This window comes from Nocardioides sp. Kera G14 (genome assembly GCF_020715565.1).
GTDB lineage: Bacteria > Actinomycetota > Actinomycetes > Propionibacteriales > Nocardioidaceae > Nocardioides.
Map to the genome: position 1 here is coordinate 674,448 of NZ_CP085839.1, position 15,645 is coordinate 690,092.

13 protein-coding genes and 1 riboswitch are annotated in these 15,645 nt (G+C 69.9%); of the genes, 8 read left to right on the forward strand and 5 right to left on the reverse strand.

What is annotated here, in order from left to right:
- Positions 1-101 precede the first annotated feature (101 nt).
- Genes LH076_RS03405 through LH076_RS03415 form a run of 3 tightly spaced genes read left to right on the forward strand, consistent with a single transcriptional unit; the run spans position 102 to position 2,444 of the window.
- Positions 102-1,361 carry an ATP-binding protein gene (locus LH076_RS03405; RefSeq protein ID WP_227782598.1) on the forward strand — a complete coding sequence of 420 codons (1,260 nt, stop codon included), beginning with the start codon at positions 102-104 and terminating at the stop codon, positions 1,359-1,361.
- Positions 1,354-2,067 carry a LuxR C-terminal-related transcriptional regulator gene (locus LH076_RS03410; RefSeq protein WP_227782599.1) on the forward strand — a complete coding sequence of 238 codons (714 nt, stop codon included), beginning with the start codon at positions 1,354-1,356 and terminating at the stop codon, positions 2,065-2,067. Before LH076_RS03405 ends, LH076_RS03410 begins: the two co-directional genes overlap by 8 nt.
- A gap of 17 nt (positions 2,068-2,084) precedes the next feature.
- Positions 2,085-2,444: a hypothetical protein gene (locus LH076_RS03415; protein WP_227782600.1), complete on the forward strand. Its 360-nt coding sequence runs from the start codon at positions 2,085-2,087 to the stop codon at positions 2,442-2,444.
- A gap of 19 nt (positions 2,445-2,463) precedes the next feature.
- Here LH076_RS03415 and LH076_RS03420 read toward each other — a convergent pair whose 3' ends face one another.
- The 4 genes from LH076_RS03420 to LH076_RS03435 are packed head-to-tail and all read right to left on the reverse strand — an operon-like array spanning position 2,464 to position 7,572.
- Positions 2,464-2,904 (reverse strand): GNAT family N-acetyltransferase, encoded by a 441-nt coding sequence (locus LH076_RS03420; protein ID WP_227782601.1) that lies wholly within the window; start codon positions 2,902-2,904, stop codon positions 2,464-2,466.
- Positions 2,905-2,920: 16 nt separating this feature from the next.
- Positions 2,921-3,949, reverse strand: a complete 1,029-nt coding sequence (locus LH076_RS03425; RefSeq protein ID WP_227782602.1) for an LLM class flavin-dependent oxidoreductase — start codon at positions 3,947-3,949, stop codon at positions 2,921-2,923.
- Between the two features lie 37 nt (positions 3,950-3,986).
- Complete coding sequence (pcrA, locus tag LH076_RS03430; RefSeq protein WP_227782603.1) at positions 3,987-6,404, reverse strand: DNA helicase PcrA; 2,418 nt, start codon at positions 6,402-6,404, stop codon at positions 3,987-3,989.
- A gap of 43 nt (positions 6,405-6,447) precedes the next feature.
- Positions 6,448-7,572: a M23 family metallopeptidase gene (locus LH076_RS03435; protein WP_227782604.1), complete on the reverse strand. Its 1,125-nt coding sequence runs from the start codon at positions 7,570-7,572 to the stop codon at positions 6,448-6,450.
- Between the two features lie 348 nt (positions 7,573-7,920).
- On the opposite strand from LH076_RS03435, the gene sucC reads away from it, so the two are divergent.
- Both sucC and sucD read left to right on the forward strand, forming a co-directional pair.
- Positions 7,921-9,087, forward strand: coding sequence for an ADP-forming succinate--CoA ligase subunit beta (gene sucC, locus LH076_RS03440; protein ID WP_227782605.1), 1,167 nt, complete (start codon positions 7,921-7,923; stop codon positions 9,085-9,087).
- 18 nt (positions 9,088-9,105) lie between these two features.
- Entirely contained in the window at positions 9,106-10,002 is an 897-nt protein-coding gene (gene sucD / locus LH076_RS03445; protein WP_227782606.1) for a succinate--CoA ligase subunit alpha, read from the forward strand.
- Between the two features lie 137 nt (positions 10,003-10,139).
- Here sucD and LH076_RS03450 read toward each other — a convergent pair whose 3' ends face one another.
- Positions 10,140-11,966 carry a hypothetical protein gene (locus LH076_RS03450; RefSeq protein WP_227782607.1) on the reverse strand — a complete coding sequence of 609 codons (1,827 nt, stop codon included), beginning with the start codon at positions 11,964-11,966 and terminating at the stop codon, positions 10,140-10,142.
- Here LH076_RS03450 and LH076_RS03455 point away from each other — a divergent pair.
- The 3 genes from LH076_RS03455 (at position 11,965) to purH (ending at position 15,644) form a co-directional block, all read left to right on the forward strand.
- Positions 11,965-13,287, forward strand: a complete 1,323-nt coding sequence (locus tag LH076_RS03455; protein WP_227782608.1) for a DUF6350 family protein — start codon at positions 11,965-11,967, stop codon at positions 13,285-13,287. The genes LH076_RS03450 and LH076_RS03455 overlap by 2 nt on opposite strands.
- 43 nt (positions 13,288-13,330) lie before the next feature.
- Positions 13,331-13,933, forward strand: a complete 603-nt coding sequence (purN, locus tag LH076_RS03460) for a phosphoribosylglycinamide formyltransferase (protein WP_227782609.1) — start codon at positions 13,331-13,333, stop codon at positions 13,931-13,933.
- A gap of 17 nt (positions 13,934-13,950) precedes the next feature.
- A riboswitch (ZMP/ZTP riboswitch) is annotated at positions 13,951-14,028 on the forward strand.
- A 29-nt stretch (positions 14,029-14,057) separates the two neighbouring features.
- A complete protein-coding gene (gene purH, locus LH076_RS03465) occupies positions 14,058-15,644 on the forward strand; it encodes a bifunctional phosphoribosylaminoimidazolecarboxamide formyltransferase/IMP cyclohydrolase (protein ID WP_227782610.1) in 1,587 nt (528 codons plus the stop codon).
- Position 15,645 lies beyond the last annotated feature (1 nt).

Sequence of the window (15,645 nt, forward strand, 5' to 3'; positions counted from 1 at the left end):
GGCCTCAACAGTGGCGGCTTCCCGGGTCGAGAGCCATCGGGGACGCCCCCGGGTCAACCCCGATACCGCGGTCCCGCGTCCCCTGCCACGATGGACGCATCATGAGCGAGACGAGCACGCCGCGGCAGATCCGACGCGCCACGCGCGACACGTCGGCGTCGATCCTCGGGGGCGTGGCGGCCGGCCTGGCGGAGCACCTGGCAGCGCCGGTGTTGTGGGTGCGGGCCGGCTTCGTGGTGCTGACCGCTCTCGGCGGCCTCGGGGTCGCGCTCTATGCGGCGCTCTGGGCGAGCCTGCCCTCGCGGGATCGGTTCGAGGTCTCGACGCCGGGGGCGGAGAGTGCCTCCCGCGGCGGACGCCGCCCGGGCCCGATCCGCCGTCTCACCGATGCCGGTCCCGCGTTTGCCCTTGCTGCGTTGGGTATCGGCGTCATCTTCGTCGTCGAGGTGACCTTCGGGATCAGCCAGGTCTTCTGGCCGCTCCTCCTCGCGGGCGGCGGTATCGCGCTGATCTGGCGGCAGGCCGATGAGGCCCAGCGCGAGCGCTGGCTCAACAGCGCCGGACGGATCGATCCGCTCCGCGCCCTCTTCGGGCAGGGCTGGCAGTCGTGGCTCCGCGTCGGCGCCGGCCTGCTTCTCCTCCTCCTGGCAGCGGCGTACGTCGCCGCCCTCAACGCCACCCTCGTCGGCCTGCTCATCACCTCAGGGTTGGTGCTGGCCGCGATCGCGATCGTCGTCGGGCCGTTGCTCGCCCGCCTCGCCCGCGACCTCTCGGCCGAACGCGACGAGCGCATCCGCACCCAGGAACGCGCGGACGTGGCCGCGCATCTGCACGACTCCGTCCTCCAGACGCTCGCGCTCATCCAGAAGAACTCCGCCGACCCAGCCGCCGTCTCGCGTCTCGCGCGCGCCCAGGAGCGCGACCTGCGGTCCTGGCTGTACGCCGACGAGTCGGTCGTCCCCGACACCCTGGCCGGTGCGTTGCGCGGTGCCGCGGCAGAGATCGAGGACGCCCACGGCATCGCCGTCGATGTCGTGGCCGTCGGTGACGGGCCGTTCTCCGAGGAGGTCCGCCCCTTGGTGGCGGCCACCCGCGAGGCACTGACGAACGCTGCGAAGCATGCCGGTGTCGCGCAGGTCTCGGTCTACGCCGAGGTCACGCCCGGTCAGGCGGAGGTCTTCGTGCGCGACCGCGGCGTCGGCTTCGACGTCGACGGCGTCGCTGAGGATCGCCACGGCGTGGCCGGCTCGATCATCGACCGGATGCGGCGTCACGGCGGGAGCGCCAGCGTCACCTCGACCCCCGGCGAGGGCACCAACGTCCATCTGGCCATGCCACTGAAGGAGACCACCCATGACTGAGTCTGCTGAGTCCGCTGAGTCCGCTGAGCCCGTTGCGTCCGTCTCGTCCGGGGCCGGGGCCGTCCGCGTCGTCATCGTCGACGACCACGCCATGTTCCGCCGCGGCGTCCACGCCGAGCTCGTCGGCGTCGGCGTGGGTCGGGTCGAGGTGGTCGGTGAGGCGGCCGACGTCGACGAGGCGGTCCGTGTCATCAAGGAGACCGGCCCTGTCGTCGTACTGCTGGACGTGCACCTGCCCGGCGGGGGAGGCGTCGAGGTGATGCGGCGGGCGCCGAGCATCGACGGGCGGCCCCTGTATCTGGCGCTGTCCGTGTCGGATGCCGCCGAGGACGTCATCGGCACGATCCGTGGAGGGGCGCGTGGCTACGTCACCAAGACGATCACCGGGCCGGAGCTGGTCGACGCGATCGAGCGGGTGGCGACCGGCGATGCCGTCTTCTCGCCGCGACTGGCGGGCTTCGTGCTCGACGCCTTCGCGGGCACGATCGCTGTCGCGGACGTCGACGAGGACCTCGACCGGCTCTCCGAGCGCGAGCGCGAGGTGATGCGACTGATCGCCCGTGGCTACGCCTACAAGGAGGTGGCCAAGGAGCTCTTCATCTCCATCAAGACCGTCGAGACCCACATGTCCTCGGTCCTCCGGAAGCTCCAGCTCTCCAGTCGGCACGAGCTGACCCGCTGGGCCACCGACCGCCGGCTGCTGTGACGTCCTAGGGTGAGCCCATGACCTTCCTGCTGCATCTCTTCCTCCTGATCCACCTGCTCGGTTATGGCGCCCTGTTCGGCGGCCTCTTGGTGCAGGTGAAGGAGCCGGTGAAGAAGGTCAACGGCGCGATGCGCGACGGCATCGGCACCGCCGTCGTCGCCGGCCTGGTGCTCACCGGGATCGTCGAGGGGAAGTACCACCCCGGCGGCGAGTTCCACGGCTGGCTCTCGGTGAAGCTGATCGTCGGGCTCGTGATCCTCGGTCTCGTGATGGCCAACCTCCGCAAGCCCTCGATCCCCCAGGGTCTCTACTTCGGGCTGATCGGGCTCACCGTGATCAACCTTGGCGTCGCCACCCTGTGGCACCAGGGCGGCTGACTCCTGCCGAAAGCGCCTCTCAGAGGTCCATCTCGTACTGGATGAACTCGGTGCGGGCGAGCTGGTTATAGAGCGCCTGCGCGGTGTGGTTCTCGTACTCCGTCAGCCAGTACACCTTCGTCGATCCGTGCTCAATCGCCCACGTGCGGACGTGCTCGATCAGCGCCCGGCCCACGCCACCTGACCTCGCGTCAGGGTGGACGAAGAGGTCCTCGAGGTAGGTGTAGTCCGTCGTCGCCCACGTCGACAGGTGTGTCAGCCAGTGCACGATGCCGACGGCCTTCCCGCTCTCGTCGCGCGCGATCGCGCCGTGCAGCCCCGACCCCTCGGTGACGAGGCGCTTGTGCGTCGCCTCGCTGATCTCCGGCGCCAGGTCGGTCTTGTAGTACGTGAGGTAGCCGGCCCACAGCGGCTCCCACTCTGCGCGGTCCTCCGGCTGCAGCGCGCTGATCGTCACCATCGCGCCAGACTAGGGGTCAGCGCCAGCCGAGCGCCGGGGCTACGTGCTCGAGGATGTTGCTGAGCAGCTTGGCGTTGTAGTCGACACCGAGCTGGTTGGGCACGGTGAGCAGCAGGGTGTCCGCGGCAGCGATGGCCTCGTCCTCGGCGAGCTGCTTGACGAGGACGTCGGGCGCGGCGGCGTACGTACGACCGAAGATCGCGCGGAAGTCCTCGAGCTGGCCGACCTGGTCGCGGCTCTCACCCTCGCGGCCGAAGTACATGTCGTCGATCTCGTCGACGATCGGCATGATCGAGCGGCTGACCGAGACGCGCGGGGTGCGCTCGTGGCCAGCTTCGCGCCACGCCTCGTGGAAGATCTCGATCTGCTTGCGCTGCTGGACGTGGAAGGGCTCGCCGGACTCGTCCTCCTTGAGGGTGGAGGACTGCAGGTTCATCCCGAGCCCGGCGGCCCAGCGGGCGGTGGAGTCGTTGCCCGAACCCCACCAGATCCGGTCGCGCAGCCCCTCGCTGAACGGCTCGAGGCGCAGGAGTCCCGGCGGGTTCGCGAACATCGGGCGCGGGCTGGGCTGGGCGAAGCCCTCGCCCTTGAGGATCTCGAGCAGCACCTCGGCGTGACGGCGCCCCATCTCGGCACCGGAGGGATCAGACTCGGCCGGCTCGTAGCCGAAGTACCGGAAGCCGTCGATGACCTGCTCGGGTGACCCACGCGAGATGCCGAGCTGCAGCCGGTGGCCGGCGATGAGGTCCGCGGAGCCGGCGTCCTCGGCCATGTAGAGCGGGTTCTCGTAGCGCATGTCGATCACGCCGGTCCCGATCTCGATGGTCGACGTCTTCGCACCGATCGCGGCGAGCAGAGGGAACGGCGAGGAGAGCTGCCGGGCGTAGTGGTGCACCCGGAAGTAGGCGCCGTCAGCGCCCACGCCCTCGGCCGCCTGGGCCAGGTCGATCGACTGCAGCAGTACGTCGGCCGCCGACCGTGTCGCCGACTGCGGGGACGGCGTCCAGTGTCCGAAGCTCAGGAATCCGATGCTCTTGCGCGTCATACTCACTTGAACCGTCAACTGGCCTCTTCCATTCCGGTCAGAGCTTCTCCACCGGCGCGTACCGCAGCAGGAGTCGCTTCACGCCTTCGGAGCCGAAGTCGATGCTGGCCACCGACTTCTCGGCCACGCCCTCGACGGTCACCACGGTGCCGAGGCCGAAGATCTGGTGCGTGACCCGATCGCCCGGCTCGAGCGAGGGGATCTCACCTGAGGTCTTGGCACGCTTCGCCGTGTCCGCCTTGAGGGCGGCGGAGGAGAAAGCACGACGTCCGGCCGCCGTCGGGGCGTTGAAGCCGGCGAAGGCTCCGCCGCGCTCAGCGCGATCGCCCCACTGGGACTGGCGGTTCCACGAGGTCTGCTCGGGCGCCGTCCGCTTCCAGTCGATCAGGTCGACCGGCAGCTCGTCGATGAACCGCGAGGCCGGGTTGTGCATCGGGGCACCCCACGCCGACCGGACGACGGCCCGGGAGATGTAGAGCCGCTCACGGGCGCGGGTGATGCCGACGTACGCCAGGCGACGCTCCTCCTCGAGCTCCTGGGTGTCCCCGAGGGTGCGGGAGTGGGGAAAGACGCCGTCCTCGAGGCCGGTGAGGAAGACGACCGGGAACTCCAGGCCCTTGGCGGTGTGGAGGGTCATCAGTGTGACGACGCCGTCACCGTCCTCGGGGATCTGGTCGGAGTCGGCGACGAGAGCCACCCGCTCGAGGAAGTCGTCGAGCGTGCCGGCGGGCGGCTCGGTGTCGCCATCCTCCTCGTCGAGGGGATCGGCTGACGGCGCGGCCAACGGGTTGTCCGCGAACTCGCGCGCCACAGCGACGAGCTCGGCCAGGTTGTCGACGCGGGACGCGTCCTGCGGGTCCTCGGACGACTCGAGCTCGGCGAGGTAGCCGGAGCGGTCGAGCACGGACTCGAGGATCACGTCGGCGCGCTCGCCGCCCGCGACCATCGACTGGAGCTCCTCCATCATGTCGACGAAGGCCTTGATCTGCGTGAAGGAGCGGGTCGCGAGGCCGGGCGCCTCCGACGCTCGCGTCAGCGCCGTCCAGAAGGTGATCGACTCCCGCTCGGCGAGCAGGTTGATCGCCGCGATCGCGCGGTCGCCGATGCCACGCTTCGGGGTGTTGATGATGCGTCGCAGTGACACCTGGTCGTCGGGATTCGCGAGCGCGCGCAGGTAGGCGAGCGCGTCGCGGACCTCGCGGCGCTCGTAGAACCGCACGCCACCGACGACCTTGTAGGGCTGGCCGGTGCGGATGAAGATCTCCTCGAACACGCGGCTCTGCGCGTTGGTGCGGTAGAAGACCGCGACCTCGCTCGCCAGGCCGCCGCCGTCGACGAGCCGGTCGATCTCGTCGCTGACGAACCGCGCCTCGTCGTGCTCGTCGTCGGCGACGTACCCGACGATCTTCTCGCCGTCCCCGGCGTCGCTCCACAGCCGCTTGGGCTTGCGACCCTTGTTGTTGTCGATGACGGTGTTGGCCGCCGACAGGATGGTCTGCGTGGAGCGGTAGTTCTGCTCGAGCAGGATCGAGCCGGCGTTGGGGAAGTCCTGCTCGAAGTCGAGGATGTTGCGGATGTTGGCGCCGCGGAAGGCGTAGATCGACTGGTCGGCGTCACCGACGACCATGAGCTCGGCGCCGGGAACCCTTTCGCCGTCTAGGTTCTCGGGGTTGTCGGCACAGAGCTCCGCGACCAGCGCATACTGCGCGTGGTTGGTGTCCTGGTACTCGTCGACCAGCACGTGGCGGAAGCGCCGGCGCCAGGTCTCGCGCACCTCCGGGAACTCCCGCAGCAGGTGGACGGTGACCATGATCAGGTCGTCGAAGTCGAAGGCGTTGGCTTGGGCGAGCCGACGCTGGTAGAGCGAATAGGCCTTGGCGTAGGTCTCCTCGACCCCGTTCTTCGCGTCCTTGGCTGCGTCGTCCGGATCGCGCAGCTCGTTCTTCTGGTCGCTCACCCAGTTCAGGACCTGCTGCGGCTGGTAGCGCTTGGGATCCAGGTCGAGGTCGTGGCAGACCAGCGTCATCAGGCGCTTCTGATCCTGCGCGTCGTAGATCGTGAAGTTCGACTTGTAACCGAGCTTGTCGACCTCCTTGCGCAGGATCCGCACGCAGGCGGAGTGGAAGGTCGAGACCCACATGATCTTCGCGCGACCGCCGACGAGCTCGGCCACGCGCTCCTTCATCTCGGCGGCCGCCTTGTTGGTGAAGGTGATGGCGAGGATCGAGCCGGGGTGGGCGCCGCGCTGGCTGATCAGCCAGGCGATCCGTCGGGTCAGGACGCGGGTCTTGCCCGACCCCGCACCTGCCACGACGAGCAGCGGAGCGCCCTCGTGGACGACGGCAGCCCGCTGGGGCTCGTTGAGCCCGTCGAGAAGCTCCTCGGGCGAGGGTCCTCGTCGAGGCGCGGAAGGGGTGGGAGCAGCGAAGGCCTCAAGCCCGGGAATGATCGACATGACTGGGCAAAACCCTAGACGGGAGTGCCGACAGTTCTGGAACTTACGGCTGCACTCCCTGCGCCACCAGCGCAGTGAACGGGTCGACCGGGTCGCCGCCACCGGGGCGGACCTCGAGGTGCACGTGCGGGCCGGTGACGTGACCGGTGGCGCCGACGTAGCCGATGATCTCGCCGGCGTGGACCACCTGGCCGGGCGTGCTGCCGAAGCGGACCTGGTGGGCGTACCAGAGCTCGGTGCCGTCATCGAGCGTCTCGACGGTCTTGTTGCCGTAGGCGCCGTCCCACTGCGTCGAGGTGATGGTGCCGTTGGCGACAGCGCGGATCGGCGTGCCGGTCGGGGCGGCGAAGTCCAGGCCGGTGTGGCAGGCGGCCCAGAGGCCGCAGTCACCGAAGCGGGCGGTGAGGTGGTAGACGCCGGGCGCGATCGGCGTGACCCACTGGTTGGCCTTGAGCTGGTCGGACTTCGACTGCGCCTTCTTGGCGAGGTCGGCGAGGGCCGCCGCACGCTTCTGCGCGGTCGCGTTGGCGTCGCGGTTGGTGCTCCGCGAGAGGACGGCCTCACGGGCGCTGCCGACCACGGCGACGCCGGAGGTGCCGGACAGGGCGCTGGCAGCACGCAGGGGACCGGCGTCGACCTTGATCAGGTCGGAGTGGCCGGAGGTCACCGCACCGATGCCGGCGACGGCGAGGACCGCCACGCCGACCAGCGACGGCAGTGAGGAGAGGCCGCGCAGCAGGGGCGTGCGGGTCCGGGTCGCGGCCCGGCGCTTGCCGACGCGGATCGCCGGCATCGAGGTCGTGGTGTCCTGCGAGAGATCGGTGCCGGGGACGCCGTAGAACATCTCGTCGGTGATCTTCGGCAGCGAGCCGGTGAAGTCCTCGGTCAGCGCGTAGGGGAGGGCGCCGGTGTCCTCAGGCGACTCAGCGGCGAAGAGCTCCCACTCGACCGAGGTGCGCGGAGTCGGCATCTGGAAGGCGGTCGCGGCCGGGGCGGCGGGGACGAGCTCGGGGGTCGGTGCGGGGATGATCAGCGACTCGGCGGGCGTCTCAGGGACCTCGACGCGGAGCGCGCGCCTGCCGACGTACGCCGACGGCTGCTCGACCACGGAGGTGGCTGCCTGAGCGAGGACATCGCGCCGGGCACGCTTGCCGGTGTACGGGGTCACCGGCTCCTTCTCGGGTCGCTCGGACGCGACGACTTCAGCTCGGTGGGATCCCACAGTTCACTTCTCCGCTGCTCGGGGTTCAGACGGCGAGCCCTGACCATAACGGACGCGCTGGGGGGCCTGTAAATCGGGGCGTGGCTTCGATTGTGGATGAACTCCGGCGGTCGGGTCATCGATCCCGAGTCATATGACCCGATATACCTACGGATCCCGTCGCAGGGGTCCCAAGTGGCGTGCGTCACGTTCTGGACCCGTGTGGTTACTTGCGCGGAACACGGGTCTAGAGTCGCGGAGGGCCGAATCAGGTTCGGTTGGGCCCCCGTCATACACAACAGAAGTGGTGGATCCGTGGATCTGATGGAGTACCAGGCGAAGGAGCTCTTCGCCAAGCATGGTGTGGCTACCACCCTCGGGACCGTCGTCGAGACGGCTGAGGATGCGAAGGCCGCGGCTGAGGCAATCGGCGGCGTGACCGTCATCAAGGCCCAGGTCAAGGCAGGCGGCCGCGGCAAGGCCGGCGGCGTCAAGCTGGCCAAGACCCCGGACGAGGCGTTCGAGTACGCGTCCAACATCCTCGGGATGGAGATCAAGGGGCTCACGGTCAACCGTGTCCTCGTGACGCCGGCCACCCCGCCGGAGGAGGAGTACTACTTCTCCTTCCTGCTGGACCGCTCCAACCGCCAGTACCTCTGCATCGCGTCGGTCGAGGGTGGTGTCGAGATCGAGGAGGTCGCCGAGACCAACCCCGACGCCATCCAGAAGATCGGCATCGACCCCGGCACGGGCGTCGACGAGGCCAAGGCCCGCGAGATCGCGACCGCGGCCGCCTTCCCCGAGCCCGTCTTCGAGCAGGCCGTGGAGATGATCCAGGCGCTCTACAGGACGTTCGTCGAGGAGGACGCCACCCTCGTCGAGGTCAACCCGCTGGCCCGTCTGGCCGGCGACAAGCTCGAGGCCCTCGACGGCAAGGTGTCGCTCGACGACAATGCGTCGGAGGTGCGTCATCCCGAGCACGAGGAGTTCGAGATCCGCGAGGAGGCCGACCCGCTCGAGGCGAAGGCCAAGGACCTCGGTCTCAACTACGTGAAGCTCGACGGCCAGGTCGGCATCATCGGCAACGGCGCGGGCCTCGTCATGAGCACCCTCGACGTCGTCGCGTACGCCGGCGAGAAGCACGGCGGCGTCAAGCCGGCCAACTTCCTCGACATCGGTGGTGGCGCGAACGCGCAGGTCATGGCCAACGGCCTCGACGTCATCCTCAACGACGAGCAGGTCACGAGCGTCTTCGTCAACGTCTTCGGTGGCATCACCGCCTGTGACGAGGTCGCGAACGGCATCAAGGGTGCCCTCGAGATCCTCGGCGACAAGGCGACCAAGCCGCTGGTGGTCCGCCTCGACGGCAACAACGTCGAGCTCGGCCGCCAGATCCTCACCGACCTCAACCACCCCCTGGTCACCCAGGTCGACACCATGGACGGCGGCGCCGACAAGGCTGCCGAGCTGGCCAACGCCTGACGAGGGAGAGAAAGAACAATGAGCATCTACCTCAACAAGGACAGCAAGGTCATCGTCCAGGGCATCACCGGCGGCATGGGTGCCAAGCACACCGCCCTGATGGTCGACTCCGGCGCGCAGATCGTCGGTGGCGTCAACGCCCGCAAGGCCGGCACGACCGTCACCCACAAGGACCACGACGGCAACGACGTCGAGCTCCCCGTCTTCGGCTCAGTCGCCGAGGCGATCGAGAAGACGGGTGCCGACGTCTCCGTCGCGTTCGTCCCGCCGGCGTTCACGAAGGACGCGTGCATCGAGGCGATCGACGCCGAGATCCCGCTCCTCGTCGTGATCACCGAGGGCGTCCCGGTGCAGGACACCGCCGAGGTGTTCTCCTACCTGCAGGGCAAGAAGACCCGCATGATCGGCCCGAACTGCCCCGGCATCATCACGCCGGGCGAGTCGCTCGCCGGCATCACCCCGCACACCATCACGGGCAAGGGCCCGGTCGGTCTCGTCTCGAAGTCGGGCACGCTGACCTACCAGATGATGTACGAGCTGAAGGACTTCGGCTTCTCGACGGCCATCGGCATCGGTGGTGACCCGATCATCGGCACCACGCACATCGACGCCCTCCAGGCCTTCGAGGACGACCCGGAGACCAAGGTCATCGTCATGATCGGCGAGATCGGCGGCGACGCCGAGGAGCGTGCGGCGGCGTACATCAAGGAGAACATCACGAAGCCGGTCGTCGGCTACGTGGCGGGCTTCACCGCTCCTGAGGGCAAGACCATGGGTCACGCCGGTGCGATCGTGTCGGCCGGCGCCGGCACCGCCCAGGGCAAGAAGGAGGCCCTCGAGGCCGTCGGCGTCAAGGTCGGCAAGACGCCGTCCGAGACCGCTGCTCTGGCTCGGGAGATCCTCCAGACGCTCTGAGTTCCTGACTCACCGCGACAGTGCGGTGGATCCGAGTCACCTGGTGACCCGGATCCACCGCACTGTTGATGTGGGGCTCTGCTGACGGCGGGGCGAGGATCCGGATCTCGCGGGGCCGGAACCCGGATGTCGGCGGGTCAGCCGAGGACGGCGAGGCGGTCGGCGGCGCGGTGGGCCAGCTCGACGAAGTCACCGTCGGCGATGGTGTGGGCGCCGTCGGGGACGAAGCCGATCTGCGCGACGTGCGCTCCGGTGCGGATGATCGCCATCAGGAAGATCACCGAGCTCTTGTCGGAGATGTCGACGTGGACGCGCCAGGCGGTGATCTCACCGGTCTTCGTCGCGACCGAGTCCAGTGGGTCGATCGTGGTGCCGAGGTCCTTCTTCGGGCAGCCGCTGATCTTCGTCCGTACGCCGGCGACGAAGGCAGCCGCCGCCTTGGCGGTCGGCAGCGTCCCGATCGTCTCGGTGAGTCCGAACTGCGGGGGCAGGTTCGTGGCGTCGGGGACGACGAAGGAGCGGGTCAGTCCGCCCTTGACGCCACCGCCGTGGAAGCTCGCGTTGTCGCAGCGGGTCGCTGCGGTGTTCGTCGTGGCTGCGACCGCGTCTGTGGCGTCCCAGGTCTGCGTGACGCCGGCGACCGGAGGGAGGTCGACGGTGTTGAGCATCGCCGGTGTCTTGCCGATCGGCAGCGGTGCGATCGCCGTGTTGGTGGCCTCGCTCGCGCACGTGCCGGCCTGGGGCAGGGCGCAGAGCTTCGTGACCGCGAGGCCGAGCAGGTCGGTGTTGTCGGTGACGGCCCGGGGGGCGCTGGCGGGGGCGGCGGTGACGACGGTCGTCGTGATGATGCCGGTACGGGCCACGCCGGCGACGATCGAGCGCTGCGGGTCACTCCAGTCACGGAGCACCACGAGGGTGGCCTCGTCGCCGACGCCGGTGACCGAGCGCGTGCTCATCAACTGGACGCGGGGCTCTGAGCAGCCGGCGTACCACGTCAGGGAGGCCTGCCAGGCGGCGTGGGCGGCCTGTGGGGTGGTGGAGACCTCGGTGGCCTGGCCGACGGAGCGGTCGTCGCCGGAGGTCAGCGTGCGCATCAGCGCCGCGCGCGCATTGCGGTCGGCGAACCGCTGCCGCTGGCAGGGCAGGACCAGGCCGTTGCCGGGGGTGTTGTCCGACGTGAGCTCGGTGCTCCACTGGCCCGAGAGCTCGTTGCTGACGATGCCCTCACTGAGCAGGTCGTCGGTCCGCAGCGGGTACGTCGTCCGGTGCGTGATCTGGGTGCGCGTGTGCAGCGCGAGGTTGTCCAGGGCGGGCCGGGAGCCCTCGGCGTCCGTGGCGACCATGCCCGAGCCGAGGAAGGCACCGATGGCCACGGCGACCCCGATGCCGGTGTGCAGTCGGCGGCGGCCGTTGCCGGCACGGGTGAGGATCGTGGTGCGCGGCCAGCGGATCTCACGCAGCTCCGCCGCCATCGGCTCGAAGAGCCGCAGGATCGCGGTCGCCGCGACGCCGCGCTCGAGGGCGAAGGCGGCGGTGGCGCGCTGGAGCTCGGCCTCGGCCTTCACCTGCGGGACACCCACCTCGCGGGCCAACTGGTCGAGCGGCAGCGTGGTCAGGTGGGCGAGCAGCAGGACCCGGCGCTGCAGCAGCGGCAGCTTGTGCAGGGCGCTGAGCGTGGCACGGATGCCCTCGTCGAAGCCCCGCTCGCGGTGGAACGGCCGGGCGGTCGCGCGCCGCTGTGCGCGGCTCCAGGCGACCGGACGGACATACGACTCGGGATCGTCGAGCAGGCTGACCTTGCGCCAGTGGTGCCAGCCGACGACGAGCGCGTCGCGGACCGCCTTCTGTGCGGCCGGCAGGTCGCCTGTGAGGGCCCAGGTCTGCAGCAGGAGACGGCCGCGGACGTCCTTGTAGAACGTCTCGAAGGTGTCAGGGTCGGGCCGGCGCGAGGTGGAGGTCTTCATGGGCAAGGACACGTTACCCGGCGTGCCGTCCGGCTCTGGCGCCGCTCGCGAGGTGATGATGGACGCGATGACCTCCCTGCTCCCCGAGTCCCGGACCCGTGCGCGCACGTCGGCCGAGGTGACCGCAGACCTGCGGCACCGCCGACCGCTCGTCCTCGTGGCGACCCTTGGAGGGATGGGCGCCGCCGCAGGCGTGCTGGTGGTGCTCTGCGCGCTGGCGATCGTCGGTTGGTTCCTCACCGACTCCGGGTCCTTCGGGCAGCCCGGCGACGCCGTACGCACCGGGGCGACGGCGTGGCTTGTCGGCCACGGCTCGGGTCTCCGCGTCTCGGGCAGCCTCGTCACGATGGTGCCGCTGGGCCTCATGGTCCTCATCGCGTGGGCGCTGTGGCGCGCCGGCCACCGTGTCGGCGACTCCATCTCCGGCCACGGCCCCGACGCCGACCGGATCGCCGACGGTGAGCGGGACTGGACCGTCCCCACCGCGATCGGCCTCTTCTCCCTGACGTACGCCGTCGCGGTGGCCGTCATCGGTGCCGTGACCGCCACGCCGGAGATGGGTCTGGACATGACACGTGCGACGGTGTGGGGCCTGCTCCTCTCCGCTGTCGTCGGCGGGGCGGGCATCGCGGTCGGTTCGGGTCGCGCCTCGATCTGGCTGGTCGTCGTCCCGCCCGCGATCCGCGCCGCCGCCCTGACCGTGTGGCGGATCCTCGCCGGATGGCTGCTGGTCTCGACCCTGATGCTGCTCGGCGCGCTGGTCCTCGACTTCTCGACGGCCGCCAACGTGATGTCGCAGCTCGGCACGAACGGCACCGAGAGCATCCTCTACACGCTGGTCACGCTCGTGGTCGCGCCGAATGCCGTCGCGTTCAGCGGTGCCTTCCTGCTCGGCCCCGGTTTCACCGTCGGTGCCGGCACCCTCGTCGCGCCGGCCGGAGTCGTGCTCGGCCCGCTGCCGATGTTCCCGCTCTTCGCCGCACTTCCCGACGCCGGCCCTCAGCCCGGCTGGACCGGTTGGCTGATCCTGCTCGCCGGGCTCGTCGCCGTCGTGGCCGTCATCCAGGTTCAGCGGCGCCACCCCACCACCCGCTGGGACGAGGGCCTGGTCCGCGGTCTCGCGGGCGGTGTCGGTGCCGGCCTCCTCTTCGGCCTGATCGCACACTGGTCCGGTGGCGCGATCGGACCGGGCCGGATGACCGACGTCGGCCCCCATGTCCTCGACGCCACCGTCCGCGCGGTCACCGCGATGGGTGTCGGCGGCGTCGTCGCCGGTGCCGGGGTGACGTGGTGCCAGCGACGTTCACTCCGAGCTGACTGAAGGTGACTGCGGGCGGGGCCGCCTGATCACATAGGGTCGCCGCGTGCGCGTCGTGGTCCTCGTCTCCGGCACCGGCTCCAACCTGCAGGCCCTCCTGGATGCTGCTGCGTCGCCCGATTATGGCGTCGAGATCGTCGCGGTCGGCTCCGACCGTCCCGGTGTGCTTGGGCTCGAGCGCGCCGAGACCGCAGGCATCCCGACCTTCGTGGTCGGGCTCAAGGAGTTCGAGAGCCGTGAGGAGTGGGACGCGGCGCTCACCGCCGCCGTGGCCGAGTACGAGCCGGAGCTGGTGGTCCTCGCCGGGTTCATGAAGCTGGTGGGGGAGCGGTTCCTGTCGGCGTACGGCGGCCGGACGGTGAACACGCACCCGGCCCTCTCGCCGAGCTTCCCCGGCGCCCACGGGGCTGCCGATGCCCTGGCCTACGGAGTGAAGATCACCGGCGCGACGCTCTTCGTCGTCGATGCCGGCGTCGACACCGGCGTGATCATCAGTCAGGTCGCCGTGCCGGTGCAGGACGACGACGACGTCGAGTCGCTGCACGAGCGGATCAAGGTCGTCGAGCGGCAGATGCTCGTCGATTCGGTCGGGCGGATCGCCCGCGAGGGCCTCGTCGTGAGCGGGCGACGCGCGGCCTTCGGCCGCTGAGGCTCCCTCACGTTAGGATCGGGGCACACGACTGGCGCGGGTGGGTGACCACCGGGGAGTGACGTGAGAAGGCATCGTCCGCCTGGGTGCCCCTCGTCGACGCAACGACGGAGGAGACGCACGGATGGCTGGGCAGCAGGACACGATCAGGATCAAGCGGGCGCTCGTGTCCGTCTTCGACAAGACCGGTCTCGACGACCTGGTCCGCGGCCTGGTCGAGGCCGGTGTCGAGCTCGTCTCCACCGGCGGCTCCGCCGCGCTGATCGAGTCCCTCGGCCTCCCGGTCACCAAGGTGGAGGACCTCACCGGCTTCCCGGAGTGCCTCGACGGCCGCGTGAAGACGCTGCACCCGCGCGTCCACGCCGGCATCCTCGCTGACCGCCGCCTGCCCGCGCACGAGGCCCAGCTGGCCGAGCTCGAGGTCGAGCCCTTCGACCTCGTCGTCGTCAACCTCTACCCGTTCGCCGCGACCGTCGCCGCCGGGGGCACGGTCGAGGAGATCATCGAGAAGATCGACATCGGCGGCCCCTCCATGGTCCGCGCCGCCGCGAAGAACCACCCGTCCGTCGCGATCATCACCGACGGCGCCGACTACGCCCGCGCCCTCGAGGCCGCCCAGGGCGAGGGCTTCACCTACGAGGAGCGCAAGGCGCTCGCCGCCAAGGCGTTCGTCCACACGGCGACGTACGACGTCGGGGTGGCCTCCTGGTGCAGCTCGGTCCTCACCGACTCCAGCGAGGGCACCGGCTTCCCTGCCTGGATCGGCGGCACCTACGACAAGGCCGCGGTGCTGCGCTACGGCGAGAACCCGCACCAGAAGGCGGCGCTCTACCTCAACGGGTTCGGACCCCAGGGCCTCGCGCAGGCTGAGCAGCTGCACGGCAAGGAGATGTCGTACAACAACTACGTCGACACCGACGCCGCCCGCCGCGCCGCCAACGACTTCGCGGAGCCGGCCGTCGCGATCATCAAGCACGCCAACCCCTGCGGCATCGCCGTCGGGGCCGACATCGCCGAGGCCCATGCCAAGGCCCACGCGTGCGACCCGGTCAGCGCGTTCGGTGGCGTGATCGCCGCCAATCGCCCGGTGTCGGTCGAGATGGCCGAGCAGGTCGCCGACGTCTTCACCGAGGTCATCGTCGCGCCGGCGTACGAGGACGGTGCCGTCGAGATCCTCCAGGCGAAGAAGAACATCCGGATCCTCGTCGCCCCCACCGACGGCGGGAGCCCGGTCGAGACTCGGCCGATCTCCGGCGGCCTCCTGATGCAGACCGTCGACCACGTCGACGCACCGGGTGACGCCCCGGCGAGCTGGACACTCGCGACGGGCGACGCGGCCGACGAGAAGACGCTCGCCGAGCTCGCCTTCGCCTGGAAGGCGTGCCGCTCGGCCAAGTCCAACGCGATCCTGCTGGCCCGCGACGGGGGAGCGGTCGGCATCGGCATGGGCCAGGTCAACCGCGTCGACTCCTGCAGACTTGCCGTCGAGCGCGCGAACACGCTGGTCGAGGGGGAGGAACGAGCTCGTGGCGCGGTCGCCGCCTCCGACGCCTTCTTCCCGTTCGAGGACGGCCCGCAGATCCTGATCGACGCCGGCGTGAAGGCGATCGTCCAGCCGGGCGGCTCCGTCCGCGACGAGCTCACGATCGAGGCGTGCAAGGCTGCCGGCGTGACGATGTACTTCACCGGCACCCGGCACTTCTTCCACTGAT